The 26,742-nt window shown below is 69.9% G+C and carries 22 protein-coding genes; 14 read left to right on the top strand and 8 right to left on the bottom strand.

The annotated features are described in order from the left end of the window. Positions 1 to 52: 52 nt before the first annotated feature. Both DSX2_RS11635 and eboE read left to right on the top strand, forming a co-directional pair. Positions 53 to 1,387, top strand: a complete 1,335-nt coding sequence (locus DSX2_RS11635; protein WP_020881296.1) for a 3-dehydroquinate synthase — start codon at positions 53 to 55, stop codon at positions 1,385 to 1,387. Continuing rightward, complete coding sequence (gene eboE, locus DSX2_RS11640) at positions 1,384 to 2,562, top strand: metabolite traffic protein EboE (protein ID WP_020881297.1); 1,179 nt, start codon at positions 1,384 to 1,386, stop codon at positions 2,560 to 2,562. The genes DSX2_RS11635 and eboE overlap by 4 nt, the downstream gene beginning before the upstream one ends. On the opposite strand, the gene DSX2_RS11645 is transcribed toward eboE, so the two are convergent. Together DSX2_RS11645 and DSX2_RS11650 are read right to left on the bottom strand one after the other, a co-directional pair. Next, positions 2,563 to 3,447 carry a substrate-binding domain-containing protein gene (locus DSX2_RS11645; RefSeq protein ID WP_020881298.1) on the bottom strand — a complete coding sequence of 295 codons (885 nt, stop codon included), beginning with the start codon at positions 3,445 to 3,447 and terminating at the stop codon, positions 2,563 to 2,565. Between the two features lie 17 nt (positions 3,448 to 3,464). Beyond that, positions 3,465 to 5,249 (bottom strand): response regulator, encoded by a 1,785-nt coding sequence (locus tag DSX2_RS11650; RefSeq protein ID WP_020881299.1) that lies wholly within the window; start codon positions 5,247 to 5,249, stop codon positions 3,465 to 3,467. Positions 5,250 to 5,435: 186 nt separating this feature from the next. Between DSX2_RS11650 and DSX2_RS11655 the strand changes: the two genes are divergently transcribed. Then, on the top strand, positions 5,436 to 7,382 hold the full coding sequence (locus DSX2_RS11655) for a molybdopterin-dependent oxidoreductase (RefSeq protein WP_020881300.1): 1,947 nt from the start codon (positions 5,436 to 5,438) through the stop codon (positions 7,380 to 7,382). 49 nt (positions 7,383 to 7,431) lie between these two features. Here the strand turns inward: DSX2_RS11655 and DSX2_RS11660 are convergent, their stop codons facing one another. After that, positions 7,432 to 8,094 (bottom strand): YceI family protein, encoded by a 663-nt coding sequence (locus DSX2_RS11660; RefSeq protein WP_020881301.1) that lies wholly within the window; start codon positions 8,092 to 8,094, stop codon positions 7,432 to 7,434. Between the two features lie 279 nt (positions 8,095 to 8,373). Here DSX2_RS11660 and DSX2_RS11665 point away from each other — a divergent pair, with 279 nt between their 5' ends. The 5 genes from DSX2_RS11665 (at position 8,374) to DSX2_RS18365 (ending at position 13,415) form a co-directional block, all read left to right on the top strand. After that, positions 8,374 to 9,606, top strand: coding sequence for an ABC transporter permease (locus tag DSX2_RS11665; RefSeq protein WP_020881302.1), 1,233 nt, complete (start codon positions 8,374 to 8,376; stop codon positions 9,604 to 9,606). Positions 9,607 to 9,618: 12 nt separating this feature from the next. Beyond that, entirely contained in the window at positions 9,619 to 10,428 is an 810-nt protein-coding gene (locus tag DSX2_RS11670; RefSeq protein ID WP_020881303.1) for an ABC transporter ATP-binding protein, read from the top strand. Then, the gene (locus DSX2_RS11675) at positions 10,425 to 11,444 is read left to right on the top strand and encodes an MlaD family protein (RefSeq protein ID WP_020881304.1); all 1,020 of its coding nucleotides are present in this window, start codon (positions 10,425 to 10,427) and stop codon (positions 11,442 to 11,444) included. The genes DSX2_RS11670 and DSX2_RS11675 overlap by 4 nt, the downstream gene beginning before the upstream one ends. Beyond that, positions 11,441 to 12,142: a membrane integrity-associated transporter subunit PqiC gene (locus DSX2_RS11680; protein WP_020881305.1), complete on the top strand. Its 702-nt coding sequence runs from the start codon at positions 11,441 to 11,443 to the stop codon at positions 12,140 to 12,142. Before DSX2_RS11675 ends, DSX2_RS11680 begins: the two co-directional genes overlap by 4 nt. Before the next feature lie 607 nt (positions 12,143 to 12,749). Beyond that, positions 12,750 to 13,415 (top strand): hypothetical protein, encoded by a 666-nt coding sequence (locus tag DSX2_RS18365; RefSeq protein ID WP_152512928.1) that lies wholly within the window; start codon positions 12,750 to 12,752, stop codon positions 13,413 to 13,415. Between the two features lie 597 nt (positions 13,416 to 14,012). Here the strand turns inward: DSX2_RS18365 and pgi are convergent. From pgi to DSX2_RS11705, 5 genes are all read right to left on the bottom strand, one after another. Beyond that, positions 14,013 to 15,653, bottom strand: coding sequence for a glucose-6-phosphate isomerase (pgi, locus tag DSX2_RS11685; RefSeq protein WP_020881306.1), 1,641 nt, complete (start codon positions 15,651 to 15,653; stop codon positions 14,013 to 14,015). Positions 15,654 to 16,178: 525 nt separating this feature from the next. Beyond that, positions 16,179 to 17,087, bottom strand: coding sequence for a cation diffusion facilitator family transporter (locus DSX2_RS11690; RefSeq protein ID WP_020881307.1), 909 nt, complete (start codon positions 17,085 to 17,087; stop codon positions 16,179 to 16,181). Between the two features lie 339 nt (positions 17,088 to 17,426). After that, complete coding sequence (gene rpiA, locus DSX2_RS11695; protein ID WP_020881308.1) at positions 17,427 to 18,176, bottom strand: ribose-5-phosphate isomerase RpiA; 750 nt, start codon at positions 18,174 to 18,176, stop codon at positions 17,427 to 17,429. Positions 18,177 to 18,217: 41 nt separating this feature from the next. Beyond that, a complete protein-coding gene (locus tag DSX2_RS11700; RefSeq protein ID WP_020881309.1) occupies positions 18,218 to 18,766 on the bottom strand; it encodes a GNAT family N-acetyltransferase in 549 nt (182 codons plus the stop codon). A 72-nt stretch (positions 18,767 to 18,838) separates the two neighbouring features. Beyond that, the gene (locus DSX2_RS11705) at positions 18,839 to 20,191 is read right to left on the bottom strand and encodes an RsmB/NOP family class I SAM-dependent RNA methyltransferase (protein WP_020881310.1); all 1,353 of its coding nucleotides are present in this window, start codon (positions 20,189 to 20,191) and stop codon (positions 18,839 to 18,841) included. 147 nt (positions 20,192 to 20,338) lie between these two features. On the opposite strand from DSX2_RS11705, the gene DSX2_RS11710 reads away from it, so the two are divergent. The 6 genes from DSX2_RS11710 to DSX2_RS11735 all read left to right on the top strand — a co-directional run bounded on the left by DSX2_RS11710 (position 20,339) and on the right by DSX2_RS11735 (position 26,002). Beyond that, a complete protein-coding gene (locus tag DSX2_RS11710; RefSeq protein ID WP_020881311.1) occupies positions 20,339 to 21,361 on the top strand; it encodes a TRAP transporter substrate-binding protein in 1,023 nt (340 codons plus the stop codon). A gap of 121 nt (positions 21,362 to 21,482) precedes the next feature. After that, on the top strand, positions 21,483 to 22,064 hold the full coding sequence (locus DSX2_RS11715) for a TRAP transporter small permease (RefSeq protein ID WP_020881312.1): 582 nt from the start codon (positions 21,483 to 21,485) through the stop codon (positions 22,062 to 22,064). Beyond that, complete coding sequence (locus tag DSX2_RS11720; RefSeq protein ID WP_020881313.1) at positions 22,061 to 23,365, top strand: TRAP transporter large permease; 1,305 nt, start codon at positions 22,061 to 22,063, stop codon at positions 23,363 to 23,365. The genes DSX2_RS11715 and DSX2_RS11720 overlap by 4 nt, the downstream gene beginning before the upstream one ends. 2 nt (positions 23,366 to 23,367) lie before the next feature. Beyond that, the gene (locus tag DSX2_RS11725) at positions 23,368 to 24,303 is read left to right on the top strand and encodes an RluA family pseudouridine synthase (RefSeq protein ID WP_020881314.1); all 936 of its coding nucleotides are present in this window, start codon (positions 23,368 to 23,370) and stop codon (positions 24,301 to 24,303) included. Positions 24,304 to 24,644: 341 nt separating this feature from the next. Next, positions 24,645 to 25,430: a choice-of-anchor L domain-containing protein gene (locus DSX2_RS11730; protein ID WP_152512929.1), complete on the top strand. Its 786-nt coding sequence runs from the start codon at positions 24,645 to 24,647 to the stop codon at positions 25,428 to 25,430. A gap of 146 nt (positions 25,431 to 25,576) precedes the next feature. Continuing rightward, positions 25,577 to 26,002: a PaaI family thioesterase gene (locus DSX2_RS11735; RefSeq protein WP_020881316.1), complete on the top strand. Its 426-nt coding sequence runs from the start codon at positions 25,577 to 25,579 to the stop codon at positions 26,000 to 26,002. The last annotated feature ends 740 nt before the right edge of the window (positions 26,003 to 26,742 follow it).

The following is a 26,742-nucleotide window of genomic DNA, read 5'->3' on the forward strand; positions in this document are numbered from 1 at the left end:
GGCCGCGGGCCGTCATATTCTCGCGAGACAGCACAGGGGAACGCAGCAGCGCATGGACAGGACGAACGACAGCATGGGCGGCAGGACGGCGGCAAAGGCCGCGGGCAGAGGATTTTCGGGAAGCGCGGCGGCGGGCCCGGCGGACGCGAGCGGCCGGGACGCGGCCCGCGACATGGCCCGCGATAATGCCCGGGCAACGGACGGCACGGTGACGCTGCGCCAGCGCATCGAGGTCAGCTTCGAGTTTCCCGTGGTCTTCACGCGCGGCGTGTTCCGCCCCGGCAACCCGGCCCTGGCCAGGGTGCTGGCCGAGGGCGGGGCCGGGCCGCACAGGACGCTCGCCGTCATCGACCAGGGGCTCGTGCGCGCCCGGCCCTCCATCGTGCGCGATCTCGAGACCTTTGCCGAGGACAACGCCGACCTCCTGCGCCTGGCCGAGCCGCCCATCGTGGCCGGGGGCGGGGAGCGCGTGAAGGCGGACGAGGCCCTGGTGGACCTCGTGCTGCAGAGCGTGCTGCGCGGCGGGCTGTGCCGCCAGTCCTTCATCCTGGCCGTGGGCGGCGGCGCGCTGCTCGACGCCGTGGGGCTGGCCGCGGCCCTGGCGCACCGGGGCGTGCGCCTGGTGCGGCTGCCGAGCACGGTGCTCGGCCAGAACGACGCGGGCGTGGGCGTGAAGAACGGCGTGAACCGCTTCGGCCGCAAGAACTACGAGGGCACCTTCGCCCCGCCCTTCGCCGTGGTCAGCGACCTGGACTTCCTGGACCTCCTGCCCGAGCGCGAGCGCCGCGCGGGCCTGTCCGAGGCGGTGAAGGTGGCGCTCATCCGCGACGCCGCCTTCTTCGCGCGGCTGGAGGAGCTGCGCGCCCCCCTGGCCGCGCTGGACCCCTCGGCCCTGGAAGAGTCGGTCATCCGCTGCGCCGACCTGCACCTCACGCACATCCGCACCGCGGGTGACCCCTTCGAGTTCGGCTCGGCGCGGCCCCTGGACTTCGGCCACTGGAGCGCCCACGCCCTGGAGGAGCTGACCGGCGGCGAGCTGCGCCACGGCGAGGCCGTGGCCCTCGGCCTGGCGCTGGACAGCCTCTACTGCGTGCTCGCGGGCATGCTCGACGCGGCCTCGGCCGAGCGCATCCTCACGCTCCTGGACGGGCTCGGCTTCGCGCTGTGGCACCCGGCCCTGGCCACGCTCGACGTGGAGCGCTCCATAGAGTCGTTCCGCGAGCACCTGGGCGGCAGGCTGCAGCTGAGCCTGATCACGGGCATCGGCAGGCGCGTGGAGGTGGAGCGCGTGGACGCGGGGCTCATGCGCCGCGCCGCCGGGATGCTGGCCGAGCGGCTGCGCGCGGCCACGGACCCGGCCGCGGGGACCACGGGAGCCCGTTTATGAGTTCCCGCGCGGCCCGCTGCCCCGCCACCTACTGCACCAACATCCACCCGGGCGAGACCTGGGCCGAGGCCCTGGACGCGCTTGTCCACCACGGCCTGGCCGTGCGCGCGGCCTGTGCGGGCAACGCCTGCGACGCGCAGGCCCCCTTCCCCATCGGCCTGCGCGTCTCGGGCACGGCCAGCCGGGAGCTTGACGACGCCGAGGCCGCGCGCTTCGCGGGCTGGCTGGCGGAAAACGGGCTCTCGGTGCGCACCGTGAACGGCTTTCCCTACGGCCGCTTCCACCACGCGCCGGTCAAGGAGCAGGTCTACCTGCCGGACTGGCGCGATCCGGAGCGCGCGGCCTACACCCTGCGCCTGGCGCGCTTTCTCGACCGCCTTCTGCCGCAAGGCGGCGCGGGCTCCATCTCCTCGGTGCCGCTCGGCTTCCGCAAGGGGTTCCCGGCCTCGGACCTGCCCCAGGCCTACGCGCGGCTGCGCGGCGTGCTGGAGCAGCTGGACGCCCTGGCGCAGCAAACCGGCCGCTTCATCCGCCTCTCCCTGGAGCCCGAGCCCGGCTGCCTGCTGGAGACGTCCGCGGACGCGGCCCGCTTCTTCGCGGACTTCCGCGCGCAGCCGGGGCTCTCAAGGGACGCGGCCGCGCACCTGGCGCTGTGCTACGACTGCTGCCACCAGGCCCTGCAGTACGAGGACCCGGCCGAGTCCCTGGCCCTGCTGGCCTCGGCGCAGGTTCCCGTGGGCCACGTGCAGGTCTCCTCTGCCCTGCACCTGGACGGCCCGGACCTCGCCCGGCTCGCCCGCTTCGCGGAGCCGGTCTACCTGCACCAGGCCGTGGCCCGGCGCGCGGACGGCGCGCTTTCGCGCTTCGACGACCTGCCCGAGGCCCTGGCCGCCTCGGCCGCGCCGGACGAAAAGGCCGCGCCGATCGAGTCGTGGCGCGTGCACTTCCACCTGCCCGTCTTCCTGGCCGAGCTGCCCGAGTGCGCGAGCACCCAGGCCTTCCTTTCGGCCGCGCTGCCCCTCTTTCCCAAGGAGACACCCATGGAGGTGGAGACCTACACCTGGAGCGTGCTGCCGCCCGACCTGCAGACGGCCACGGTCACGGAGTCCATCGTCCGGGAGATAGCCTGGGTGGAGGCGTGCCGCACGGGCGGCGGCGTGGCGGAACGCGCCTAGCTACACGGGAAGGAAGCCGTATTTGGCGTAGATCGCCCGGCCCTCGGGCGAGCGCACGAAGTCCATGAAGGCCCGGCCGTTCTCCGGATGGGCGCCCCCGCGCACCGGGCAGAGGAAGTAGCGCACCCGGCCGCGCTGATCGAGCCCCTCGCCGAACTCCACCGCCTCGAGCGGCAGGCCGAGCGCCGCCGCGTGCGCCGCCTCCGTGGCCCAGACCGGCCCGGCGTCGGCCGTGCCCGCCAGCAGGCGCTCGGGCGTCTCGCGGTGGTGCACCGTGGTCAGGAGGGTGGTCCCGGCCTCCCGCTTCTCCTCCATGATCCGCGCCGCGAGCGCCTCGCCCCCGGCCGCGCGGTACATGGCGAGGATGTGCTCCGCGATGTCCTCGTGCACGGGGCTCGGCTGCGAGACCACGACGTCGGCCCGGGCCAGGTCCGCGACCTCGGCCACGCCCTTGGGGTTGCCCGCGCGCACCAGGCAGACCACGCGGTTGCGCAGATAGGCCCGGCACTGCCCGCGCTCGGTGCGGCCCGCCTCGGCCAGGGCGGCGACCCCGGCCTCGGAGACCGTGGCCCAGCAGTCCGGGACCACGGTGACGAGCCTTCCCCGAAACCACGCCCCGCCCGAGAGGATCTGGCGCAGCTCCAGGCGCGGGGGCAGGGTCTCGCAGAAGATGCGCCGCACCTTTGGGTGCGCGGCGCGAAAGGCCTCGAGCAGCTCGGGCACGGCCATGAACTGGTTGCCCGCGAGAAAGAGCACCAGGTCCGGGCCGTCCGCGTGGTCCAGGAGGTCGAGGCCGATGAGGTCCGCCTCCCGCTCGTCCGGGATGACGGGCCAGTCGCCGCGCCCGGGATGGTCCGTGCCGCCTGCGGGGATCTTTTCCGCCATTGCCGCCTCCTCGGCGTTCAGCCCTTGTCCTCGGCGTCCGGCTGCGGCGCGGCGCCGCGTGCGGGATCGTCCGAATTGTCGCCCAGGACCCCGCGCACGGCCTCGGCCAGGTCCCCGGCCTCGAAGGGCTTGGCCAGGTAGCCGTTCATGCCGAGCCCCAGGAAGCGCTCGCGGTCGCCCTTCATGGCGTGGGCGGTCACGGCCACCACGGGCACGCCGCGGTTGGCCTCGCCCGCCCCGCCCTCGCGCAGCCGCTGCAGGCACTCCAGGCCGTCCATGCCGGGCATGGAGATGTCCATGAGCACGACGTCCACCGGCTCCCCGGACAGGATCTCCAGGGCCTCTTCGCCGGAGAGCGCGCCGAGCGCCGTGTAGCCCATGCGCTGCAGGAGCCCGCGCGTGACCAGCACGTTGACGCGGTTGTCGTCCACCACCAGCACCCGCAGGGCCCGGCCCGCCAGGCTCTCGGCCGCCGCCCCGCAAGACGCGGCCTGCGCCCCGTCGCGCAGGGTGAAGGGCTCCGGCCCGAAGGGGGCGCCGTAGGCATCCTCGCGCAGGGGCAGCTCGACGTGGAACGCGCTGCCGCGCCCCACCGCGCTCTCCAGGCGGATGACCCCGCCCATGCGCTCCACGAGGCCCTTGCAGATGGCCAGGCCGAGGCCCGTGCCCTTGGACTGGAAATCGGACTGCGGCGGCGCGGAGGGCGCGGGCCGCGCCTGTGCGCCCTGCCCCCCTGTCTGACCCTCTATCTGACCCGTTATCTGGCCCTTTATCTGGTAAAACGGCTCGAAGACCGCGGCCTGCAGCACCTCGGGGATGCCCGGCCCGGTGTCGCGCACCACGAAGTGCAGGCGCCGCTCCCCGCCCGCTTGTCCATCTGCCCGGCCATCCGTCCGGCCATCTGCCCGACCATCTGCCCGGCCGTCGGGCGGACCGCTTCCGGAAGGCAGCACGTCCGCCTCCACCTCCACGCCGCCCTCGGCCGTGAACTTGACCGCGTTGCCCACCAGGTTGTGCAGCACCTGGCGCACCCTCCCGCCGTCGCCGTGCACCAGGCCGGGCAGGTCGGACGAGGCCGAGGCGGCGAGCGTGAGCCCCTTGGCCGAGGCCTGGCCGGAGAAGAGCCCGGCCACGTCGTGCACCATCTCGGCCGGGGAATAGGGCCTGTCCTGCAGGGAGAGCCGCCCGGCCTCCATGGCCGCCACGTCCAGGGCATCGTCCACGATGCGCATGAGCCCGCGCGCCGCGCCCAGCATGTGCCGCACGTAGGAGCGCTGCTCCGGCTCGAGCCGCGTCTCCAGGAGCAGCTGCCCGAGGCCCAGGAGGCCGGTCAGGGGGGTGCGCACCTCGTGGCTCAGGCCCGCCAGGAAGGTGCTCTGGGTGGCGTTTGCGTCCGGTCCCGGGCGCGGCGCCCCGCCCGGCCGCCACACGGCCAGCAGGATGCGCGGCGGGGCTCCGGGAAAGGCGTCGTCCAGGGCCCAGGCCAGGGCCCGCGCGGGCTCGGTCTCCTCGGCCGGGGTCTCGGGCTCGGGCATGTGCAGCGTGAGGGAAAACGAGACCTCGCGCGCCCGGCCCTCCAGCAGCGGGGCCAGGGCAGCGCGCAGCCCCTGCTCGCCCATGTCCGGCACGAGCCGCCACAGGGGCAGCTCCACGAGCATGTCGTCGATGCTTTCTTCGGAAGAGTCTGCGGGAGGCCCGGCGGGCGCAGGGCTCGAGACGCCCCCGCCCGCGCGCAGGATGGTCAGGTCGCGCGCGTCGAGCAGGAAGAACCGCGCGTAAAGGGTCTCATCGAGCGCGGGCATCCGCCCGCTCCCGGACTGTGGCATGTCGCACCTCGGCAGATGCGGCGCGCGCGTCCCCCCGACGCGGACCGCGTGTTTCGCCCGCTGTCGATCCGGATAAATAGTATTGCCCGATACCCGGTTGATTGCAATACTGCAGCCAGTGCGGCCAGGGCAGCCCCGGCCGCGGACCTGGAGGACTTAGCCATGCCTTCCGTCGTCACCACCTGCACCAGGGACTGCCCCTGCTCCTGCGGCCTGCTCGCCGAGAGCGACGGGCAGCGCGTCACCGCCATTCGCGGCAACCCCGGCCATCCGTACACGCGCGGCCTGCACTGCAACAAGGTGCCCCGCTTCCTGGCCCGCTCCAACCATCCGGAACGCGTGCTCCACCCGCTGCGCCGGGCGCCGGGCAGCACCGCCTTCACCCGCGTGACCTGGGAGCAGGCCCTCGACGAGCTGGCCGACCGCCTGGGCGAGGCGGCCGCGAGGGACGGCAACGCCTCCATCCTGCACTACCAGGGCTTCGGCGAGCGCACGGCGCTGAAGCTTTTGAACATGCGCTTCTGGAGCGAGTTCGGCGGGGTCACGGGGCTTACCGGAACCCTGTGCGGCGGCACGGGGCAGGCCTCCATGGAGCTGTGCGTGGGCAGCCGCGTCTCCCACGACCCGGACGACCACAGGAACGCGCAGACCCTCGTCCTGTGGGGCCGCAACCCCGCGGTCACGGCCGTGGGGCTCGTGCCCGTCATCCAGGAGATCAGGAAGAAGGGCGGCAAGGTCATCGTCATCGACCCGCTGCCCACGCAGACCGCCGAAATGGCCGGGCTGCACATCCCGGTCCGCCCGGGCGGCGACGCCTGGCTGGCCCTGGCCGCGGCCAGGGTGGTGCTGGAGCGCGGCCTGGCGGACGAGAGGTTCGCGCGCGGCAACGCCGAGGGCTTCGAGGCCTTCAGGAAGATGGTCGAGGGGCTGTCCACGGTGGAGTGCGCCGCCCTCTCCGACGTGCGGCCGGGCCACGTGCGCGCCCTGGCCGAGGCCATGACCGAGGGCGCGCCCGCGGCCGTCCTGCTCGGCTGGGGGCTGCACCGCCACGTGCACGCCCACCAGGCCATCCAGGCCATCATGTGCCTCAGCGCCCTCACCGGGAACATGGGCGTGCCCGGCGGCGGCGTGAGCCAGGGCTTCGAGGAGTACGGCCCCTACGACTGGTCCGTGAGCGGCGAGGACGTGCATCCCCCGCTGCGCCGCCTGCTCATGCCGCGCATCGGCCACGAGATCCTCGCGGCCGACGCCCCGCGCGTGACCACGGCGCTCGTGAGCGCGGGCAACCCCGCGACCATGGCGCCCAACTCCGCCCTCGTGGCCCGGGCCCTCGAATCGCTCGATTTCCTCTGCGTCATGGGCCACTTCCTGGACGACACGGCGCGCCGCGCCCACCTCGTCCTGCCCGCCACCACCTTCCTCGAGATCGAGGACGTGGTCGCCTCCTACGGCCACAACTGGATCGGCCCGGTCAACCGCGCCGCGCCCCCGCGCGGCGAGGCCAGGCCCAACCACGAGGTCTACTTCGACCTCGCGGACCGCCTCGGCTTCGGCGAGCGCATGCGCAGGCCGGACCGCGAGTGGCTTTCCGCCATCCTCGCGCCCACCCTGAAGAGCCTTCACGCCACGGTGGAGGACTGCCTGGCGCGGCCCCTGCGCCTGGACGCGCCCATGGTGCCCTACGCGGACGGCGTCTACCCCACGCCGTCGGGCCGCTTCCGCTTCATGACCGCCGTCGAGACGCCCGCGCCCCTCTGCGACGCGCGCGAATACCCGCTGACGCTGCTCACCACCTCGCCGCGCGACTGGCTCTGCTCCGAGCTGCCGCCGCCCGAGCTCGAGGGGCTGCCGCCCCTGACCCTGCACCCGGACGAGGCGAAGGGCATGGGCCTTGCCGACGGCGACGAGGCCCTGGCCGTGAGCGAGGCGGGCAGCCTCCGGGTGCGGATCGTCACGGACGAGCGCATGCGGCCGGACACCGCGCACCTGCCGCGCGGCGGCTGGAACTCCAAGGGCTTCGGCGCCAACGAGCTGACCCTGGACATGGTCTCGGCCGTGGGCAACGGCACCGCCTACTACGACACGCGCATCCGCCTGGAAAAGCCCTGAGGCGCAGCCCCGAAGGGGGAACGCCGGGTCCCGCGCCCGCGCCGTCTTGCTAGCGCAAAAGCTCCATGTACAGCGCGACGTTCGCGGTCCGGCCCATGGCCCCGAGCTTCTGCGCCGTGCCGTCGCCCACGTGGAAGGCGAGCAGGTTCACGGAAAAGTCGCTCTCGAACCCGGCCACGGTCTTGCCCGGCATGATGGGACTCGGTTTTTCCCCGAAGTAGGTGAAGGGCATGGCGAAGTCCTGGGTCACGTCCTTTACGGTCAGCTTGCCGCGGGCCACGTACGAACTGCCGCCCCGGTGCTCTATGCTCCCGCTCGTGAACCTGATCTCCGGGTACCTGGCCGCGTCGAAGTAGTCGGCCGAACGCAGGTCCTCGTCGCGCTTGGCCACGAAGGTGTCGATGCTGGCCACGTCGATGCGCACGTCGATCAGGCTGCCCGCGAGGTTTCGCGGGTCGAAGCGCACCGTGCCGGAATAGCTTGCGAAGCGGCCGGGGATCTTCACGAAGATGTGGCGCACCGTGAAGTTCACGGAGCAGTGGGCCGGGTCGATGGACCATGCGGTGGCCGGGGCGGCCTGCTCCGCCGCCGTGTCCGCCGCCTTGCTCGCGGCAGTGCTCGCGGCAGTGCTCGCGGCCGGAACAGGGGCCGGGAGCAGCACCAGGGCCAGGAACAGGGCCGCCAGCCACGGCCCGACGAGTCTCACGCGCATCGCGCACCTCCTTTGGACGCCCGCCGCCTGCAACACGCCCGAGCGCGCGGCGGACCTTCCTGCCGGTATACAGGGCACGGGGGCCCATGTCAGCCGCAATCGGATCGGCGCCCCCCTCTTCCAGGCCGCAGCACGGGCTCCATCGGCCCCATGCCCCCGGATCCGGCCCGCGACAGGAGGCGATGTCTCTTCGCTCTGGACGCGAAGTCTTCAAACAGCGTATATGTTGGACTGGCCGTGGGCACGCAGACTGCCGCACGCCCCCCGGAGACCATTCGCATGCACCAGACAGCCCCGTCCCTGACCCACCGCAGAAGCGGCGACGCCATAGCCGTCTCCCTGGCCGGAGACTGGCTGCTGGACGGCGGCCCCAAGGCGCGGGCAGAAACGCGGGCAGAAACGCGGGCAGAAACGCGGAAAGACGCGCGGGCCAAGGCGCGGCGGGGTGCGCGGAAAGACGGCGCGCGCCGAACCGACGCCACCCTGCTCGCCGAGATCGCGGACGGAGGGGCCGGGGTCCTGCGTTTCGAGGACCAAGGCATCGGCGAGTGGGACAGCAGCCTGTTGGCCCTGGTGGTGCGCCTGGTGAAGGCCGCGCGCGCGGCGGGCGTGCGGGACGACCTTTCCGGCCTGCCCGACGGCCTGCGCCGCATGACCGCCCTGGCCCTGGCCGTGCCCGAGCGCGAGGGCGCGCGGCGCGGGGAGGACGAGAAACGCACGGGCGTGGTCGAGCTCGTGGGCCGCGCCGCCCTGGCCGTGCCCGCCTCCGGGCGCACTGTCCTCGGCTTCACCGGGGAGATCTGCCTCGCCTTCCTGGCCCTTCTCGGCGGCCGGGCAGCCTTCCGCCGCCGCGACCTGCTCCTGCAGATGCAGCAGACCGGCATCGAGGCCCTGCCCATCGTCTCGCTCATCAGCTGCCTCGTGGGGCTCATCCTGGCCTTCGTGGGCGCCATCCAGCTGCGCCTCTTCGGCGCGCAGATCTACGTGGCCAGCCTCGTGACCGTGGCCATGGTCCGGGTCATGGGCGCGGTCATGACCGGCGTGATCATGTCCGGCCGCACCGGCGCCGCCTTCGCCGCGGAGCTCGGCACCATGCAGGTCAACGAGGAGCTGGATGCCCTGACCACGCTCGGCGTCTCGCCCGTGGAGCACCTGGTGCTGCCGCGCATGCTCTCCCTCCTGGTCATGATGCCGCTGCTCGCGGTCTGGGCGGACCTCATGGGCATGGTCGGCGGCTTCGTGGTGGGCACGGTCATGCTCGGCCTGAACCCCCTGGCATACCTGCACGCCACCCAGAGCGCCTTCAGCCTCACCCACCTCTGGATCGGCCTCGTGCACGCCACGGTCTTCGGCGTCCTCGTGGCCTTCTGCGGCTGCCTGCAGGGCATGGCCTGCGGCCGCAGCGCCTCGGCCGTGGGCAAGGCCACCACCTCGGCCGTGGTCACCGGCATCGTCAGCATCGTCGTGGCCACCGCCATCATCACCGCGGTCTGCGACTTCCTGGGGATATAGGGAGGACCGGACATGCAGGACACCGCCCTCCGCGCCCCGGGGACCCGAAGCACGCCCCACATCTCGGTCACCGGCCTGACCATCTCCTTCGGCTCCTTCGTGCTCATGCGCGACGTGGACTTCACCGTCGAGCGCGGCGACGTCTTCCTGATCATGGGCGGCAGCGGCTGCGGCAAGAGCACCCTGCTCAAGGCCCTCACCGGCCTGATCACGCCCGCCGCGGGCTCCATCTGCTACGCCGGGCAGGACTTCACCCGCGCGGCCCCGGACGAGCGGGCCGCCATCATGCGCCGCGTGGGCATCCTCTACCAGGGCGGCGCGCTGTGGAGCTCCATGACCCTGGCCGAGAACGTGGCCATGCCGCTCGAGCAGTACACCACGCTCTCCCCGGCCGAGATCCGCGAGCTGGCCGAGCTGAAGCTCGCCCTGGTCGGGCTCGCGGGCTTCGAGGACTTCTCGCCCTCGGAGATCAGCGGCGGCATGCGCAAGCGCGCGGGCCTGGCCCGCGCCCTGGCCCTGGACCCGGAGATCGTCTTCTTCGACGAGCCCTCGGCCGGGCTCGACCCCATCAGCGCCAAGATGCTCGACGACCTGATCCAGGAGATCAGGGAGAGCCTGGGGACCACCATCGTGGTCGTGACCCACGAGCTGGCCAGCATCTTCGCCATCGGGACCAACGGAATCTTCCTGGACATCGACTCGCGCACGGCCGTCGCGCACGGCTCGCCGTCCGAGATGCTCGGCGCGGGCGATCCCAAGGTGGTCCGCTTCCTCACCCGGGACGGCTCGGACACGTGCGGCGGCAGCAAGGAGCAGCCATGAGCAGGCAGGCAAACGCCACGATCGTCGGCGCGTTCGTGATCATCACCATCGGGCTCGTCATCTGCGCCCTGGTCATCTTCGGCTCGGGCCGCTTCTTCAAGCACACGAAGAAGTTCGTCCTCTACTTCGACAACTCCGTGGCGGGCCTCAACACCGGCGCGCCCGTGGTCTTCAAGGGCGTGCGCATCGGCTCCGTGACCTCCGTGCGCATCGTGGCCAACCCGAAGACCCTCGAGCTCAGCATCCCGGTCACCGTGGAGATCGACCCGAGCACCATCCAGACCACCAGCGGCAAGTCCATGGAGGAGATGCCGCGCGACGACAGGATCGTGGACATCCTGATCGAGAAAGGGCTGCGCGCCCGCCTGACCATGCAGAGCTTCGTCACCGGCCAGCTCATGATCGAGCTCGCCTTCATGCCCGACACGCCCGCGCGCTTCCGCGGCGACGGCTCCGTGCCCGAGCTGCCCACCGTGCCCTCGCCCATGGACCAGCTGGCCCAGTCCCTGGAGACCGTGCCCATCAAGGAGATCGGCAAGGACGTGGCCGACGCCGCCAAGGGCGTCAGCAGCCTCGTCAACTCGCCCGACCTGCGCGAGTCCATCGTCAACCTGAACAAGACCCTGGTGGAGATGCACCGCCTGGCCGCCATGCTGAACGCCAAGGGTGCCCCCCTGGCGGACAGGATCGACCGCACCGTGGGCCACGTGGACCAGCTCGCCGTGAACCTGGACCAGGACTTCCGCGACGGGCGCACGGCCAGGCTCCTCGATTCCCTGAACCAGCTCGCCGCGCGCGCGGACACCGTGCTCGCCAACGTGAACGAGCTGACCGTGGCCACCAAGAGCTCGGTGGACAAGTTCGGCGGCGCGGTCGCGGAGAACTCCGAGGTCATGACCGACCTGCGCAAGGCCCTGCGCGAGCTGGCCGCGGCCTCGCGCTCCCTGCGCGTCTGGGCCGACTACCTGGAGCGCCACCCCGAGGCCCTGCTGAACGGCAAAGGAGACGGACAATGAGCCATGAAACCACCCGCGTCCCGCGCGCCCTCCGAACCGGGGCCGCCTGCCTCCTGGTCCTCTGCGCCCTGGCCCTGGCGGGCTGCGGCGCCTCCGCGCACTCGCGCTTCTACATGCCCGTGGCCACGACCAACCCGGACTACCGCCCCGCGCCCCAGGACACGGGCAAGCCCATGCTCGCCCCCCTGCGCGCCTCCATCGCCCCGCTGCGCCTGGCCGAGTACCTGAACCGGCCGCAGATCGTCACCCGCGGCAGCGGCGTGCAGGTGCACATGGCCGAGTTCGAGCGCTGGGCCGAGCCGCTCGAGGACAGCGCCACCCGCGTGGTCACAGAGAACGTCGCCCGCCTCCTCGCGGGCTCGGACGTGAACATCGTGCCCTGGAGCGCGGGCGCGGACGCAGACCTCGTGGTCAAGGGCGAGATCCAGCGCCTGGACGGCGAACCCGGCGGCGAGGCCGTGCTCGAGGCCCGCTTCGTCATCCGCGACCACCGCGCCCAGGCCGCCGCGACCGGAGCTGCCGGGGCTGCCAGATCGGGCGGATCGGGCGCCGAGGCCAAGCCCCTCACCCGCTCCGTCTCCTACCGCGAACACACCGACACCGGCGGCTACGAAGCCCTCGTCATGGCCGAAAGCCGCCTCCTCGACCGCCTGAGCAAAGACATCGCCGCCGCCCTGCGCGAGCAGGCGGGACGCTAGGCCCGGAAGTCGGGAAGACAACGACAAGATGCCTCCGGCGGCCAGAGAGGGGGCTCCGCGCCCCCTCTCTGGACTCTCCCCTCGCCAGGCTGAGCCTGGACCCGTTTCGCATGCGGAACCTGGGATGGACGGGTAGAAGCGACCTGGGCGTGGAGGTCCCTGGGGGAACGGGTGCGGCAGGGGCGGTCGTGCGCCGTGAGGAGTCGTGACAGACCGGGCCGTTTTTTCCGCCGGACGGCGAAAAATCCGGCCCGCCACCATCTCCTTTGCCTGCACGAAGACCAGCGAGCGCAAAAGAAGACTCTCGGCAAAGGAGAGACAAGAGCATGTCCGGCCATGCCCTTGGCCCTCCTCGCGCTCGCCGCTGTCCTTCCAAGACAAAAATTCCCCGTCTCCCGCGCGTCCGCGCGGGACACCGACCGTGCAGCTCGACCCGACGAGGCGGCATCACGCCTGACGCGAGGAGCTCGCTGTGCGCGAAGCGTGCGAGCGCACGGCCGCTTCGAGAGAATACTTCCTAGGCCTAATTTTACTGTACATTTATTAAATAATTTTGTATCTATTTTTTTATATTTTTTGGTATGCCAATATTACAAGGTAATCCGCTATGCATCCTGAAAAAGAGCATCTTTTTATAGACCCTTGCGACGATGTTATTCTTCAAACAGGAGTTTTTTTGATAAAAAATCTACTTTCAGAATCTCTAACCACCTCAAAAAAAGACATTATCAATAGAGCTAATTTTGTCCGCTATTGGCTCAATTCAAAAGCCACTGAATTGACTGATGATGAAATATTAAAAGTAAGAAATGCATGGAAAACATATTTTGCACATTGCAATGCACCATCGCAAGAGCTTGTTCAAACATTTGAAACACTACATTGCCAATATGCAGAGTGGGGACACGTCCACAAACTAGATTCCATTCCACAAGAACTTATCAGCATATTTAATAATTTTTTTTCATTAAGCAACAATATATCTCAACAAGATACATTCAGTTTTTCATCCAATAACGAAGAGAATGACAAAAAGAGGATAGGTTTTAGAAAAAAAAATTTATCAAAACGGAAACGAAAGTTTATTATTTTTTCCCTTGTATGGATACTGTACGTATCGCTCAGAACTATTGGTAATTTTAAAATATTCGGGGTCTTTTTTTATCATTGGGATAGCGACATGTATATTGCCAATTGTCTAGTTCCACCTTGTTGCGTTGCAGGATGGCACTTTGCGCGTAGATGGATAAATAACGGGACCAATCAATTATAATCTTATCTGCCTGTAGACAAAATAGTATTTATACAACCTCTAGTTATATCCATCAAAAAAATCCCGCGCGTCCGCGCGGGACACCGACCGTGCAGCTCGACCCGACGAGGCGGCATCACACCTGACGCGGGGAGCTCGCTGTGCGCGAAGCGTGCGAGCGCACGGCCGCGGGGTGGGGGCTGCGCCTTGGCAGAGACCGGCATCGACCTCCCCGGCGGCGGCCGACGAGCCTGCAGCCGCCGCGCCATCCTCCCTCGCCACGGACTCGGCCATAGCCGAGGGGGGTGCGGGAGGCGCAAAGCGGTGCGGGGGGGAGGCCGGCCAGGCCTCCCCTAACCCCCTTCGCATCCTGGTTCTCTTCAACCGCCATGCCTTTCCCGCCTTTCGTCTTTGCCTCTTCCGCCTCTTCTCTCCCATCTTCCAGTCTTCCTCTTCCCTCCCCGCCGCACAAAAAAAGACAGCCGGAATTCCGTCTCCAGAATCCCGGCCGTTCGTCGTCGATCTTTTCAGTCTGGAGTCTTCAGACTCCACGCTTCAGCCTTCGGCTTTCAGCCCTTCTCTCCGGGCCATCCGGCCGGCGCTGTTCTCTCTCCCGCCCTACCTGAGCTTCTTGTACCAGCCGATCAGCCCGTTGGTGGACGAGTCGTGGCTCGTGACCGGGGACTGGCCCACGAGCTCGGGCTGGATGGCCTTGGCCAGCTGCTTGCCCAGCTCCACGCCCCACTGGTCGAAGGAGTTGATGCCCCAGATGGCGCCCTGGCAGAAGATCTTGTGCTCGTAAAGGGCGATGAGGCTGCCCAGGGTGCGCGGGTCCAGCGTCTGGAAGAGGAAGGAGCTGGTGGGCTTGTTGCCCGGGAAGATCTTGTGCGGCAGCAGCTTTTCCAGCTCCTTGCCGGACATGCCCTGCTTCTCCAGTTCGGCGCGGGCCTCGTCCGCGGTCTTGCCGCGCATCAGCGCCTCGGTCTGGGCCAGGAAGTTGGAGACGAGGATCTGGTGGTGGTCGCCCACGGGGTTGTGCGAGCGCGCGGGCACGAGGAAGTCGCACGGGATCATGCGCGTGCCCTGGTGGATGAGCTGATAGAAGGCGTGCTGCCCGTTGGTGCCGGGCTCGCCCCAGACGATGGGCCCGGTGTCGCAGCACACGGGCGTGCCGTCCAGGCGCACGCGCTTGCCGTTGGACTCCATGTCGCCCTGCTGGAAGTAGGCGGCGAAGCGCGAGAGGTACTGGTCGTACGGCAGGATGGCCAGGGTCTGGGCGCCGAAGAAGTTGCCGTACCAGATGCCGAGCAGGGCCATGATCGCCGGGATGTTCTTCTCGAGCGGCGCGCTCCTGAAGTGCTCGTCCACGGCGAAGGCCCCGGCCAGCAGCTCCTCGAAGCGCTCCATGCCCACGTACAGCGCGATGGACAGGCCGATGGCCGACCACAGGGAGTAGCGGCCGCCGACCCAGTCCCAGAACTCGAACATGTTGGCGGTGTCGATGCCGAACTCGGTGACGGCCTCGGCATTGGTGGACAGGGCCACGAAATGCTTGGCCACGGCGGCCTGGTCGCCGCCCGCGGCGGAGAGCAGCCAGGCCCGCGCGGTGTGGGCGTTGGTCATGGTCTCCTGGGTGGTGAAGGTCTTGGAGGCCACGATGAAGAGCGTGGTGGCGGGGTTCACGCGGCGCAGCGTCTCCATGATGTGGGTGCCGTCCACGTTGGAGACGAAGTGCACGTCGATGCCCTGGCGCGCGTAGGGGGTCAGCGCCTGGCAGACCATCTGCGGCCCCAGGTCCGAGCCGCCGATGCCGATGTTGACCACGTCGCGGATGGGGCGGCCGGTGTGGCCCTTCCAGGAGCCGGAGCGCACGGCCTCGGAAAAGGCGCGCATCTTCTCCAGCACGGCGTTCACGCCGGGCATCACGTCCTCGCCGTCCACCAGGATGGGCGTGTTCTTCCTGTTGCGCAGGGCCACGTGCAGCACGGCGCGGTCCTCGGTGACGTTGATCTTCTCGCCGCGGAACATGGCGTCGCGCCTGGCCTCCACGTCTTCCTGGCGGGCCAGGTCGAAAAGCAGGCGCATGGTCTCGCCGGTCACGCGGTGCTTGGAATAGTCGAAGAGTATGTCGTCCAGGGTGGCGTGGAAGGAGTCGAAGCGGCGGGGATCGGCGGCGAAGAGGTCGCGCATGTGCACGTCCTGCATCCGTTCGCGATGTTCGGCGAGCGCCTTCCAGGCCGGGCTCTCGGTCAGGGACATGGCCTTCTCCGTTTGTTGCGGTGGCGGGAAAACACCCCTCATCGTATGGCGGAAGGCGCGGCCGAAGTCAACGCGCGCCACGGGCCGGGCGGGGCGGGAGCCGGAGGACGGGGACGGAGGGGAACCGGGCAACGCCGGGCCGAAAAGCGGCGGGAAAGGCGGGGGCAGGGGACGCGGCAGGGGATGCGGCGGGATGCGGAGCCGAATATGAGGCGGGATGCGGGGCCGGACGGGCGGGGAGAAGGGATTGCGGGGCGCGACGGCCGATGCGCCGCGCGCCACCGGGAAACCCTCCCTATCCCCCCGGGCGGTCCCTGCGAAATCCTTCGCCTATCCCCGCGGTCCGGCGCTCATCCCCATATCCGGCGGCCGCGGCGGGAGGCGAAATAGCGGTCCAGGCTCAGCCGGGGGGATAATCCCCCGCGCGGGAGAGTCCAGAGAGGGGCGCGCAGCCCCTCTCTGGCCGCCGGAGGCATCGCCCGCCCGCGCGTTCCGGGCGGACGAAGACGGTCCGCACGAGGCGTCTCAGCGTTCCGGCGGCAGGGAGCAGCCGTTCTCGCAGGGGCTGTGCTCGAGCTGGATGGTGGCGTGTCCGATCCCGTAGCGGTCGTGCAGCTCCCGGCCGACCTCGTCGAGGAAGGCGTCGGCCCCCTCGTGGTCCGGCCCGCCGTGGGGGCGCACGAGATGGGCCGTGAGGGCGACGCGGGTCGTGCTGAGGGCCCAGATGTGCAGGTCGTGGACGGCCTCGACCCCGGGCAGGGCCGCCAGGTAGCGCTTCACGGCGCGCCGGTCGATGCCTTCGGGCACGGCGTCGAGGGTCAGGCGCAGGGACTCGCGCAGGAGGCCCCAGGAGCTCACGGCGATGGCGGCCGCGATGACCAGGCTGAGCAGCGGATCGATCCATTGCCTGCCTGTCCAGCGCATGAGCCCGGCGGCCACGACGACGCCGACCGAGACGACGGTGTCCGCGGCCATGTGCAGGAAGGCTCCGCGGATGTTGATGTCCTTCTCCCTGCCGCGCAGGAACATGACGGCCGTGGCGGCGTTGACGGCTATGCCGACGGACGCGACGAGCATGACCGTGCCCGTGGCGACGGGCTCGGGGCTGCCGAAGCGCTGCACCGCCTCCAGGGAGATGGCGCCCACGGCGATGAAGAGGATTGAGGCGTTGAGCAGCGAGGCGAGGACGGAGCTTTTCCCGAAGCCGTAGGTGAAGCGCGAGGTCGGGCGCAGGCCGGAGAGCCACGCCGCCGCCCAGGCCAGCAGGAGGCTCAGGACGTCGCTCAGGTTGTGCCCGGCGTCCGCGATCAGGGCGAGGGAGTCGGCAGCGAAGCCGAACCAGGCCTCGACGAGGACGAAGGCCACGTTGAGCGCGATGCCCACGGCGAACGCCCGGTCGTGGCTCGAAATCCCATGCGTGTGCCTCTGCGTCACCTCCACCTCCCTTCGCGCGGCCCGGTCCCGGGCCCCCGCAGAACCCTCCCAGGCGCGGGCAGCCGGAGACGGTCCGCGAAAAGCTTAAATGCGGACAAGGGGCGCCGCAAGGACCTTCGGGAAAAAACGCGGCTTGGCCTGCCGACGGCGGTGACGGAGAGCGGGCCCGCGGCCTTCCACGCCCAGGCTGCCTTCCGGCCAGCCGCCCGGCGTGCCGCGCGCGAAAGGGGTCCAGGCTCAGCCGGGGGGATAATCCCCCGCGCGGGAGAGTCCAGAGAGGGGCGCGCAGCCCCCTCTGGCCGCCGGAGGCCTCTTCACTCTTCTGCTCCCTGCCTGCGCCTACCGTTCGGTCGGCGCGGGCGGGGAGAGGCGCTTCAGGCCGTCCGGCCCGGCGACGACGAGCTCGTCGCACAGCTTCAGGAAGAGTCCGTGGGCCACGATGCCCGCGCGCTGTCCGAGCTTGGCGGCGAGGTCTTCGGCCGCGCCGGGCGCGGCCAGGGGGGAGAGGCGGCAGTCCAGGATGTGGTTGCCCGCGTCGGTGACGAAGGGCGAGCCGTCCTTTCGGCGTCGGAGCGCGGGCTCGGCGCCGAGGCGGCGGAGGAAGCGGGCGACGAGCCCGGCGGCGTCGGCGAGGACCTCGACGGGCAGGGCGAAGCGAGTGCCGAGGGCGGAGGTGAGCTTGTCCGCGTCGGCCACGATGATCTCGCGCCGCGAGGCCTGGGCCACGATCTTTTCGCGCAGCAGCGCGCCGCCGCCGCCCTTGATGAGGTTCAGGGCCGGGTCCACCTCGTCGGCGCCGTCGATGGTCAGGTCGATGAAGGGGGTACCGGTGGCCTCGTCGTCCGGGCCGGGCAGGTCGAGGAGCGGGATGCCCGCGGCGCGCGCGTCCTCGGCCACGGCGCGCGAGCAGGGTACGCCGCGCACGTTCGTTATCTCCCCGGCGGCCAGGCGGCGGCCTATCTCACGCAGGGCCCAGACGGCGGTGGAGCCGTGGCCGAGGCCCACGACCATGTCCGAGCGGACCTCCTGCGCCGCGGCCTCTCCGGCCTGGCGCTTGAAACGGGTCGTTGCGTCCGCGTCGTGCGGCATGGCGTATCTCCTTGTGCCGCCCCGCGCGTCGGCGCGGGGGCTCAGTCCTCGTCGTCGTCTTCCGTGGGGGTGGCCGGGCCGCGCAGCTGGAGCTGGTAGAAGGCCAGGTCCAGCCACTGCCCGAACTTGTAGCCCGCCTTGCGGATGACGCCTGCCTCGGTGAAGCCGAGCTGCTCGTGCAGCGCCCGGCTGCCCGCGTTGCCCGCGTCTATGCCCGCGACCATGGTGGCCACGCCGCGCGCGTCCGCGATGCGCACGAGCTCGCCCAGGAGCGCGCTGCCGATGCGCCGGGCGCGGAAGTCGCGGTGCACGTACACGGAATGCTCCATGGTGTACTTGAAGCCGGGCCAGGGCCGGAACTGGCCGTAGGTGGCGAATCCGGCCACGCGGCCCGCGCCTTCGGCAGAGGTCCCATCCACCACCTCGTACACCAGAACGGGCAGCCCGTCGCGCTTCTTCTGCGCGAACCAGGCGAGGCGGTCCTCCAGGCTCTGGGGACGGTAGGAATAGACCGCCGTGGAGGTCAGCACGGCGTCGTTGTAGATATCGAGAATGGCGGGCATGTCGCCCTCGAATGCGTCGCGGATCACTGCTTCACTCCTTCCACTGTGCGGATGCGAAAGTCCTCTCCCGCCCGGACGCGGCCATGCGCGCGACCGGCCCTATCTGTCGGACCAGACCGCGCGCCTTCCCTTCCTGGTCAGCCAGCCGAGCGGCAACCCCCTGAAGTAGAGCCCCGCTCCGCCGTCCGCGTCAAGCTCCCGGTCGAGGCTCCGGCCGGAAAGCAGGGCCGAGAGCTCGGCCGGGTCGGTGAGGTCGAGCCCGGCGCCCGGGGTCCAGGGCGGCAGGAGCAGGCGGCAGGTGGGCACGGGGCGGAAGCGCCCGGCCGCGACCTTGCCCAGGGGGAAGCCCTGCCAGCGAAGCGCTGCGGGCAGCGAGAGGGCGCGGGCGGGCAGGAACCAGGCCTGGCCGCCGAACTCCCAGACCTCGCCCGGGGGCAGGTTCTCCCAGGCCGGGGCCACGCCCTGGCCGCAGGCGAGCGCGGCATGGTCCAGACGGCGGCCCGGCAGGGAGCCGCCCTCGCGGCTCGCGCGGCCGCGGCCCTTGCGGCCCTTGGACTGGGCGGCAGGCGCCTCATTCGTCTCCGGGGGGGCGTCCGGGGCGGCGTCGAAATCTGCGGCCCCGTCTCCCGGGGCGCCGTCGCGGGTGAACAGGGCCAGGAAGAAGCCCTGGCCCGCGCCCGCGCTCATGTCCGTGCGCAGGACGCCGGAGAGCCCGCGGCGCGGCGTCTCCAGCGCGAAGCCGGGCGGCTCGGGGAGCGGCAGGGGCACGAGGCCGAGCTCGTCGCGCGCCCACTCCACCTGGGCCTCGTTCTCTTCCTCGTTGGTGGTGCAGGTGGAGAAGAGGAGCCGCCCGCCCGGCGCGAGCAGGCGCGCGGCGCGGGCGAGGAGCTCGCGCTGCAGCCGGACCAGGGTCACGGCCTTCTCCGCGGTCCAGATGGCCTTGACGTTCGGGTTCTTCTCTTCGGTGCCCCAGCCCGAGCAGGGCGGGTCGAGCTGGATGAAGGGCCAGGCGCCGTTTGGCAGGGGCAGCTCCTCGCCGGGGTGCGAGCAGGTGGCGGCCTGGGCCAGGTTCAGGCGGCGCAGGTTCTGGCGCAGGGTGGGCAGGCGGTCGCGGCCCGGCTCGTTGCCGAGCACGAAGCCCGAGGGGCCCGCGAGCTGGGCCAAAAAGCCGGTCTTGGAGCCCGGCGCGGCGCACATGTCCAGCACCTGGGCCCCTTCCCGCGGCGCCAGCATGAGCGGCGGCAGCATGGAGGAGCGGTCCTGGATGTAGAGGTAGCCGAAGCGCGCGGCCTGCGACTCGCCCAGCGCGAAGGGCTCGGCAGTGAGCACCCGGCAGAGCGGATGGAAGGGCTCGGGCGTGAAGGCGAAGCCCTCGGCCGCGAGCCAGGCCTCCACGGCCGCGACCTCGCGCGGGGCGCAGACCAGGCGGAAGGAGCGCAGGCGGGGGCTCACGCCCGGCCCCCGGAACCCTCAGGGGACCATGTGGTGCGCGCCTTTGCGGGCTTTGCCTTTTGCGGGTGATTCATGTAGGCACCAGTGCTTGACGGATTTGCCAAAAAAGACAGGGAAGCCACGCATCTCATTCAGGAGGAGATCCGAATGCGCACACTCGTCGCCGTCCTCGCCGCAGCCGTGCTGGCCGCGGGACTCGCCGTCGCGACCCCGGCGTCCGCCGCCCGGGTCCTGAGCTACGCCAACTTTCCGCCCGCGTCCACCGTGCCCTGCATCCAGATGGAACGCTGGGCCAAGGAGCTCGAGAAGCGCACGAACGGCGCGGTGAGCGTGCAGACCTACCCCGGCGGCACCCTGTTGACGGCCAAGAACATGTTCCGCGGCGTGCAGACCGGGCAGGCCGACATCGGCTGCATCTCCATGTCGTACCAGCCCGGCGCGTTCCCCTTCTCCTTCGCCATGAGCCAGCCGCTCGGCTTCTCCTCCGCCGCGGCGGCCTCGGTCACCCTGTGGCAGATGTACGTGAAGTACCATCCAGAAGAGTTCAAGGACGTCAAGGTCGTCGCCATGTTCACCTCCGCGCCCTCGAACCTCATGGCCAAGGAGCCCATCAAGACCCTGGCGGACCTGAAGGGCATGGAGATCCGCGGCGCGGGCAACCTCTCGGAGATCCTGGCCGCGCTCGGCGCCGTGCCCGTGTCCATGCCCATGCCGGACGTGCCCGAGGCCGTGCAGAAGGGCGTGGTCAAGGGGCTCCTGACCTCCTTCGAGGTGCTGAAGGACATGAACTTCGCGGAGATGTGCCGCTACGAGACCGTGACCAACCTGCCGGTCTACCCCTTCGCCGTGATCATGAACAAGCGCGCCTGGGCCTCGCTGCCCAAGGACGTGCAGAAGGTCATCGACGACCTCTCGCTCGAGCAGGCCGAGTGGACCGGCACGTACTGGGACGAGCACGTGAAGGAAGCGCTGGACTGGTCCAAGCAGAATTTCGGCATCGCGGTCTACAGGCTGTCTCCCGAGGACAAGGCGACCATGAAGAAGGAGATCGCCCCGCTGGTGGACAAGTGGAAGCTCGAGGCGACCAAGGCGGGCCTGCCCGCGGACGCGATCCTGAAGGATATCGAGGCGGCCAAGACGGCCAACGAAGCCAAGTACGGCGGGGAATAGGCCGGACACGGCAGCACCCCGCGCAACCGGCAAGCGGCAGGGTCGCCCGGCGCGCCGCGCGCACGATGATGCGCGCGGGCGCGCGCCCGGCGGCCCTCGCCCGTTTCGGAGCTGAGACGACGTGACGGCAGCATCCATCCGCTCTTCCAGGAGCGCCCCCCTGGGCGCCCTCCTGCGCCTGCGCGCCCTGGCGTGCAACGCCCTGGCCGCCGTGGCGGGCGTCGCGGTCCTGGCCATGGTCGCCCTGGCCTGCGCCAACATCGCGGGCCGCGTCTTCGACCATCCCGTCGAGGGCTCCTACGAGCTCATGGGCTTCTTCGGCGCCGTGGCCGCGGCCTTCTCCCTGGGCTACTCCCAGCTGGCCAAGGGCCACATCGCCGTGAACATCCTCGACGAGCGCATCCCGCCCAAGATCCGCCGCGCGCTGGACGCCGTCTCGGCCCTCTTGAGCGCGGCCTTCTTCGCCGCCGCGGGCTACGAGGTCATCGACCTCGGCAACTTCATGGTTTCCACCGGCGAGCTCTCCGAGACCCTGCGCATGCCCTACTACCCCTTCGTCTGGGCCGTGGGCGGCGGCTGCCTGGTCATGGCCCTGGTGCTGCTCGTGGACTTCCTGACCGTGCTCTGCCCGGCCGCCGGGTCCGGAAGCGGCGGCAGGGCGGACTGCGGGGCAGGCGCCCCCCATGCGGAGGCGCGGTCGTGAACATGATGCTCGAGGGCGTCGGCGGCATCGGCCTGCTCATGGCCGTGCTCTTCCTCCTGCGCATGCCCGTGGGCTTCGCCATGGCCGCCGTGGGCTTCGCCGGGCTGTGGCACGTCATGGGCCTGCCCGCGGCGCTCGGGCTCGCGGGCAACGAGATCTGGGAGAACTTCTCCTCCTACGGCCTCACTGTCATCCCGCTGTTCGTGCTCATGGGGCAGATCTGCTTCTACTCCGGGGTCAACCAGCGGCTGTACCGCACGGCCTACTGCTGGCTCGGCTCCATCCGCGGCGGCATGGCCATGGCCACGGTCATGGCCTGCGCGGGCTTCTCGGCCATCTCCGGCTCAAACTCCGCCACAGCCGCCACCATGAGCACCGTGGCCCTGCCGGAGATGAAGAAGTACGGCTACAGCCCCATCCTCTCCACCGGCGCGGTGGCCGCGGGCTCCACGCTCGGCGTGGTCATCCCGCCCTCGGTGGTCTTCATCATCTACGGCCTGCAGACCGGCACCTCCATCTCCAGCCTCTTCCTCTCGGGCGTCGTCCCGGGCCTGCTGCTGGTCACGCTCTTCCTGCTCATCATCGCCTGGATGTGCCGCCTGCACCCCTCCTGGGGACCGGCGGGCCCGGGCGTCACCTGGCGCGAGCGCCTGGCCTCCCTGTCCGGCTCGGCCGAGATGCTCGTGCTCTTCGCCCTGGTCATGGGCGGCATGGCCTTCGGCCTGTTCACCCCGTCCGAGGCGGGCGCCGCGGGCGCGGGCCTGTCCATCCTGCTGAACGCCGCCACGGGCAAGCTCGGCCCGAAGGGGCTGTGGGTCGCGGTCATGGACACCCTGCGCGTCTCGTGCATGATCTTCGTGATCATCATGGGCGCGGTCATCTTCGGCCGCTTCCTGGCCGTCACGCGCCTGCCCTTCGACGTGGCCGACACCGTGGGCCACCTCAACATGCCGGGCTGGGGCGTGATGATCGTCATCAGCGTCATCTACCTGCTGGGCGGCATGATCATGGACGCGCTGGCGCTGCTGCTCATCACCCTGCCCATCTTCTTCCCCCTGGCCCAGGCCCTCGGCTTCGACCCGGTCTGGTTCGGCGCCTTCATCTGCGTGCTCACCACCATGGGCGCCATCTCGCCGCCCGTGGGCATCGCCAGCTACGTGGTCGCGGCCATGTCGCCGGGGGTCTCGCTGGCCGAGGTCTTCCGCGGCGGCAACTGGTTCCTGCTCGGCTTCGCCGTCTGCCTCGCGCTCATGCTCATGTTCCCCGGCATCGTCCTCTGGCTGCCGGGGCTGGCGGCCTGACCATGGCGGGCGTGGTCACGGTCGCGGTCGCCCCGGCCGAGGCCGGGATGAAGCTCTTGCAGTTCCTGGAGGCCAAGGCGGGCCGCCACGTGCCGCGCTCCGCCGTGCAGCGCTGGATACGCACCGGCCAGGTGCGCGTGGACGGCGGCCGGGCCAAGCCCTTCCAGCGCCTCGAGGCCGGACAGCAGGTGCGCATCCCCCCCCATGACGATGCGCCCGGCGAGAACGCGGGTGAAGGCGCGGGCGCGAGCGCCGACCCGAAGCAGGCCGCCCCCAAAAGCGTCCGCCCGCTCACCATCGTCTACGAGGACGAGGAGATGGTCGCGGTGTTCAAGCCGCGCGGCCTGGCCAGCCAGGGCGGCACCGGGCTCACGGACTCCGCGGCCGACCGGCTGCTGGCCATGTACGCGGGCAGCGGGCTCTCCCCCGCGCCCGTGCACCGCCTGGACCGCGACACCACGGGCATCCTGCTCGCGGGCAAGACCTTCGCCGCGCGCCGCCGCCTCTCCGAGCTCATCGCGGACCGCGCCGTGGGCAAGACCTACCTCGCCTGGGTGCGCGGCGTCTGGCCCGAGGACCGCGCCGTGACGCTCGAGGACCTTCTGGAGAAGGCCGAGGGCCACGACCGCGAGAAGGTCCGCGCCGGTTCCGGCCGCATCGCCCTGGCCCGCGTGCGCCCCCTGCGCCGCGAGGCCGAGGCCACGCTCCTCGTGGTCGAGCTGCTCACCGGCCGCACCCACCAGATCCGCGTGCAGCTGGCCTCGCGCGGCTTCCCCATCCTCGGCGACCGCAAGTACGGCTCCCCGCCGCACCCCGCGCCGCTCCTCCTGCACGCCTGGAAGCTCGCCCTGCCCGGCCTCACCCTTTCCGCCCCGCCCGACTGGAAAGGCCCCTTCGCCGTGCCCGAAATCGCGCCGGACAAGCCCGGCAAGGACTAGGCCCCACCGGCGGCCGGGCGCGCCCCGCCCGGGTCGTCGACCCGCATTGTCAGCAAAGTTTACACCTCAAATCTCCGCAATCGCTTCACAAATTCACATCCCCCCCACGCCGCGACGCTTTCAGTCGACGTTCTTGACATTTTTTGACCGCCGACAATTTCCAACAATATGATTTCACAACAGATATTCAATGGCACTTCATGTGCAAGAACATGGTTGCAGCCAAACCCATTGCCGCACGCATTTTTCGACAGGAGGAGCAACCAATGAGAAGGATTTTACTTTTTGCTGCAGCGGCTGTCTGCCTGCTGTGCCTGCAGGCGCCTGCCCAGGCGATGACCGTGACGCCGACGAACGACGCCAACGTGCTGGTGAACGCCATCCTCGGGTCCGGCGTGAACATCATCAGCAGCAGCTACACCGGCGCGTCCGACTCGTCCGGCACCTTCACCGGGGCGGCCGGGGCCATCGGCATCAATTCCGGCATCATCCTGACCAACGGTCAGGCCATCCTGGCCGAGGGGCCCAACGACCAGCCCAGCGCGGGCCGCGACAACGGCCTGGGCGGGACTCCCCAGCTCGACGCCCTGTCCGGCGGCGACACCTTCGATGCCTCGACCCTGACCATCACCTTCACCTCGACCACGGACAACCTGTTCTTCAACTTCGTCTTCGCCTCCGAGGAGTACAACCAGTACGTCGGCTCGTTCAACGACGTGTTCGGATTCTTCCTCGACGGCGTGAACATCGCCCTGCTGCCGGACAACAGCCCGGTGTCCATCAACAACGTCAACCTGACCAAGAACTCGGACAAGTACATCAACAACTCCGTCACCTCCGGGTCGGACGGCCCGGTCGTGGCCGTGCCCAAGGACACCCAGTACGACGGCTTCACCACCGTGCTCAGCGCCCAGGCCCTGGGGCTCGGCGCGGGCGAGCACACCATCTCGCTGCAGATCGCCGACGCCCTGGACCATGTCCTGGATTCCGGCGTGTTCATCCAGGGCGGGTCCTTCAGCGGCGACCCGACCGGCCCCACCGCCACCCCCGAGCCCGGGACCATGATCCTGCTCGGCTCCGGCCTCGTGGGCTTCATCGCCAGCCGCAGGCGGCGCACCAAGTCGTAGACGCGGCGAACGCCGACCCTCGACACCACACGACCAGCGGGCGGGAGCAACTCCCGCCCGCTTCACTTTCACCACCCGGCGTTCTATGGATCGAGGGACGGCGCAGCCCGTTTCGAAGCCAACCCTCCGACCACAGGATACGACGCATGGACCCACGGCACCTCCAGGAGTTCATCGAGCGGGGCTTTCCCTTCCACTCCCTGCTCGGCATCAAGGTCGACAACATCGAGGAAGGGTCGGTCAGGCTGTACATCCCGTACCAGGAACAGCTGCTCGGCCACGCGAGCAGGTCCATGATCCACGGCGGGGTGATCTCCACGCTGGTGGACATCTGCGGCGGGTTCGCCGTCTGGACCCGGTGCACGCCCGAGGACAACCTCGTGACCATCACCCTGAGCGTGGACTTCCTGCGGCCCGCCACGGGCGACCTCTACGCCGAGGCCTCGGTGCGCCTGCTCGGCAACAGGGTCGGCAACTCCCACGTCGTTGTCTGGTCCGCCGACGACCCGAACCTCCACGTGGCCGAAGGCCGCGGCGTCTACAACATCAAGAGAGGCCGAGGCCGCTCCTAGAAGCGCCGCCCGCCTGAATCGTGGGGAAGGGAGGGAAGGACCCCTTTAAAAAGGGGTCCTTCCCTCCCTTCCCCACACCCCATCCCTCCTTCCTGGCCGCTGAAAAAACACCGTCTGCGGCGTCGCTGCGAAGAATGCAACCCCTCGCGTATTGGAACATACGCATCGGGCTTGCATTCTTCTTGCTCCTTGCATCCGGCACTTTTTGAGCGACCAGGAGGACGTCTTCAGGTTCGCTTCCCTCGACCGGGAAAGGCGCCGTTGCCGTATGCCGTCACCCGCCCGCATCTCCTCCGCCCGCGGCGAGAATCGCGAGCACCCTTGAAGCCTCCCGGCAGAGGAGAGTGAAGAGGCGCTTGCATGGGAGTTGGGTGGAAGGCGAGGGGTTCGGGGGGACTGTCCCGATAACCGGGCCCCGACGGCGATCGTGCCCGGGATTTTTCCGCGGTCCGAGCGCAGCGAGGGGCACGGGAAAATCCCGGGCACATTCGTTCCCGCCGCCCCCCCACGCCCAGGCTTCGCTTGCCCGGTCGTCAGCCGTGCCGCTTGCGAAAGGGGTCCAGGCTCAGCCTGGCACAGGGGAGTCCAGAGGGGGCGCGCAGCCCCCTCCGGCCGCCGGAGGCATCTTCTCTCTCTCGTCCAGCCCGCGCCTCAGTGCCCACGCCTCAGTCCTTTCCGGCCACGTAGGGCCTGACCATCCTGGCGGGGTCCACCACGTGGTCGTACTCGGCCTCGCTGAC

The sequence above is a fragment of the Desulfovibrio sp. X2 genome (genome assembly GCF_000422205.1).
Lineage (GTDB): Bacteria > Desulfobacterota > Desulfovibrionia > Desulfovibrionales > Desulfovibrionaceae > Alkalidesulfovibrio.

What these genes read in the sequence shown, in the direction of transcription:
- DSX2_RS11635 (WP_020881296.1), top strand. Translation starts at nt 53, where the DNA reads ATGGACAGGACGAACGACAGCATGGGCGGCAGGACGGCGGCAAAGGCC.
- eboE (WP_020881297.1), top strand. Translation starts at nt 1,384, where the DNA reads ATGAGTTCCCGCGCGGCCCGCTGCCCCGCCACCTACTGCACCAACATC.
- DSX2_RS11645 (WP_020881298.1), bottom strand. Translation starts at nt 3,447, where the DNA reads ATGGCGGAAAAGATCCCCGCAGGCGGCACGGACCATCCCGGGCGCGGC.
- DSX2_RS11650 (WP_020881299.1), bottom strand. Translation starts at nt 5,249, where the DNA reads ATGCCCGCGCTCGATGAGACCCTTTACGCGCGGTTCTTCCTGCTCGAC.
- DSX2_RS11655 (WP_020881300.1), top strand. Translation starts at nt 5,436, where the DNA reads ATGCCTTCCGTCGTCACCACCTGCACCAGGGACTGCCCCTGCTCCTGC.
- DSX2_RS11660 (WP_020881301.1), bottom strand. Translation starts at nt 8,094, where the DNA reads ATGCGCGTGAGACTCGTCGGGCCGTGGCTGGCGGCCCTGTTCCTGGCC.
- DSX2_RS11665 (WP_020881302.1), top strand. Translation starts at nt 8,374, where the DNA reads ATGCACCAGACAGCCCCGTCCCTGACCCACCGCAGAAGCGGCGACGCC.
- DSX2_RS11670 (WP_020881303.1), top strand. Translation starts at nt 9,619, where the DNA reads ATGCAGGACACCGCCCTCCGCGCCCCGGGGACCCGAAGCACGCCCCAC.
- DSX2_RS11675 (WP_020881304.1), top strand. Translation starts at nt 10,425, where the DNA reads ATGAGCAGGCAGGCAAACGCCACGATCGTCGGCGCGTTCGTGATCATC.
- DSX2_RS11680 (WP_020881305.1), top strand. Translation starts at nt 11,441, where the DNA reads ATGAGCCATGAAACCACCCGCGTCCCGCGCGCCCTCCGAACCGGGGCC.
- DSX2_RS18365 (WP_152512928.1), top strand. Translation starts at nt 12,750, where the DNA reads ATGCATCCTGAAAAAGAGCATCTTTTTATAGACCCTTGCGACGATGTT.
- pgi (WP_020881306.1), bottom strand. Translation starts at nt 15,653, where the DNA reads ATGTCCCTGACCGAGAGCCCGGCCTGGAAGGCGCTCGCCGAACATCGC.
- rpiA (WP_020881308.1), bottom strand. Translation starts at nt 18,176, where the DNA reads ATGCCGCACGACGCGGACGCAACGACCCGTTTCAAGCGCCAGGCCGGA.
- DSX2_RS11710 (WP_020881311.1), top strand. Translation starts at nt 20,339, where the DNA reads ATGCGCACACTCGTCGCCGTCCTCGCCGCAGCCGTGCTGGCCGCGGGA.
- DSX2_RS11725 (WP_020881314.1), top strand. Translation starts at nt 23,368, where the DNA reads ATGGCGGGCGTGGTCACGGTCGCGGTCGCCCCGGCCGAGGCCGGGATG.
- DSX2_RS11735 (WP_020881316.1), top strand. Translation starts at nt 25,577, where the DNA reads ATGGACCCACGGCACCTCCAGGAGTTCATCGAGCGGGGCTTTCCCTTC.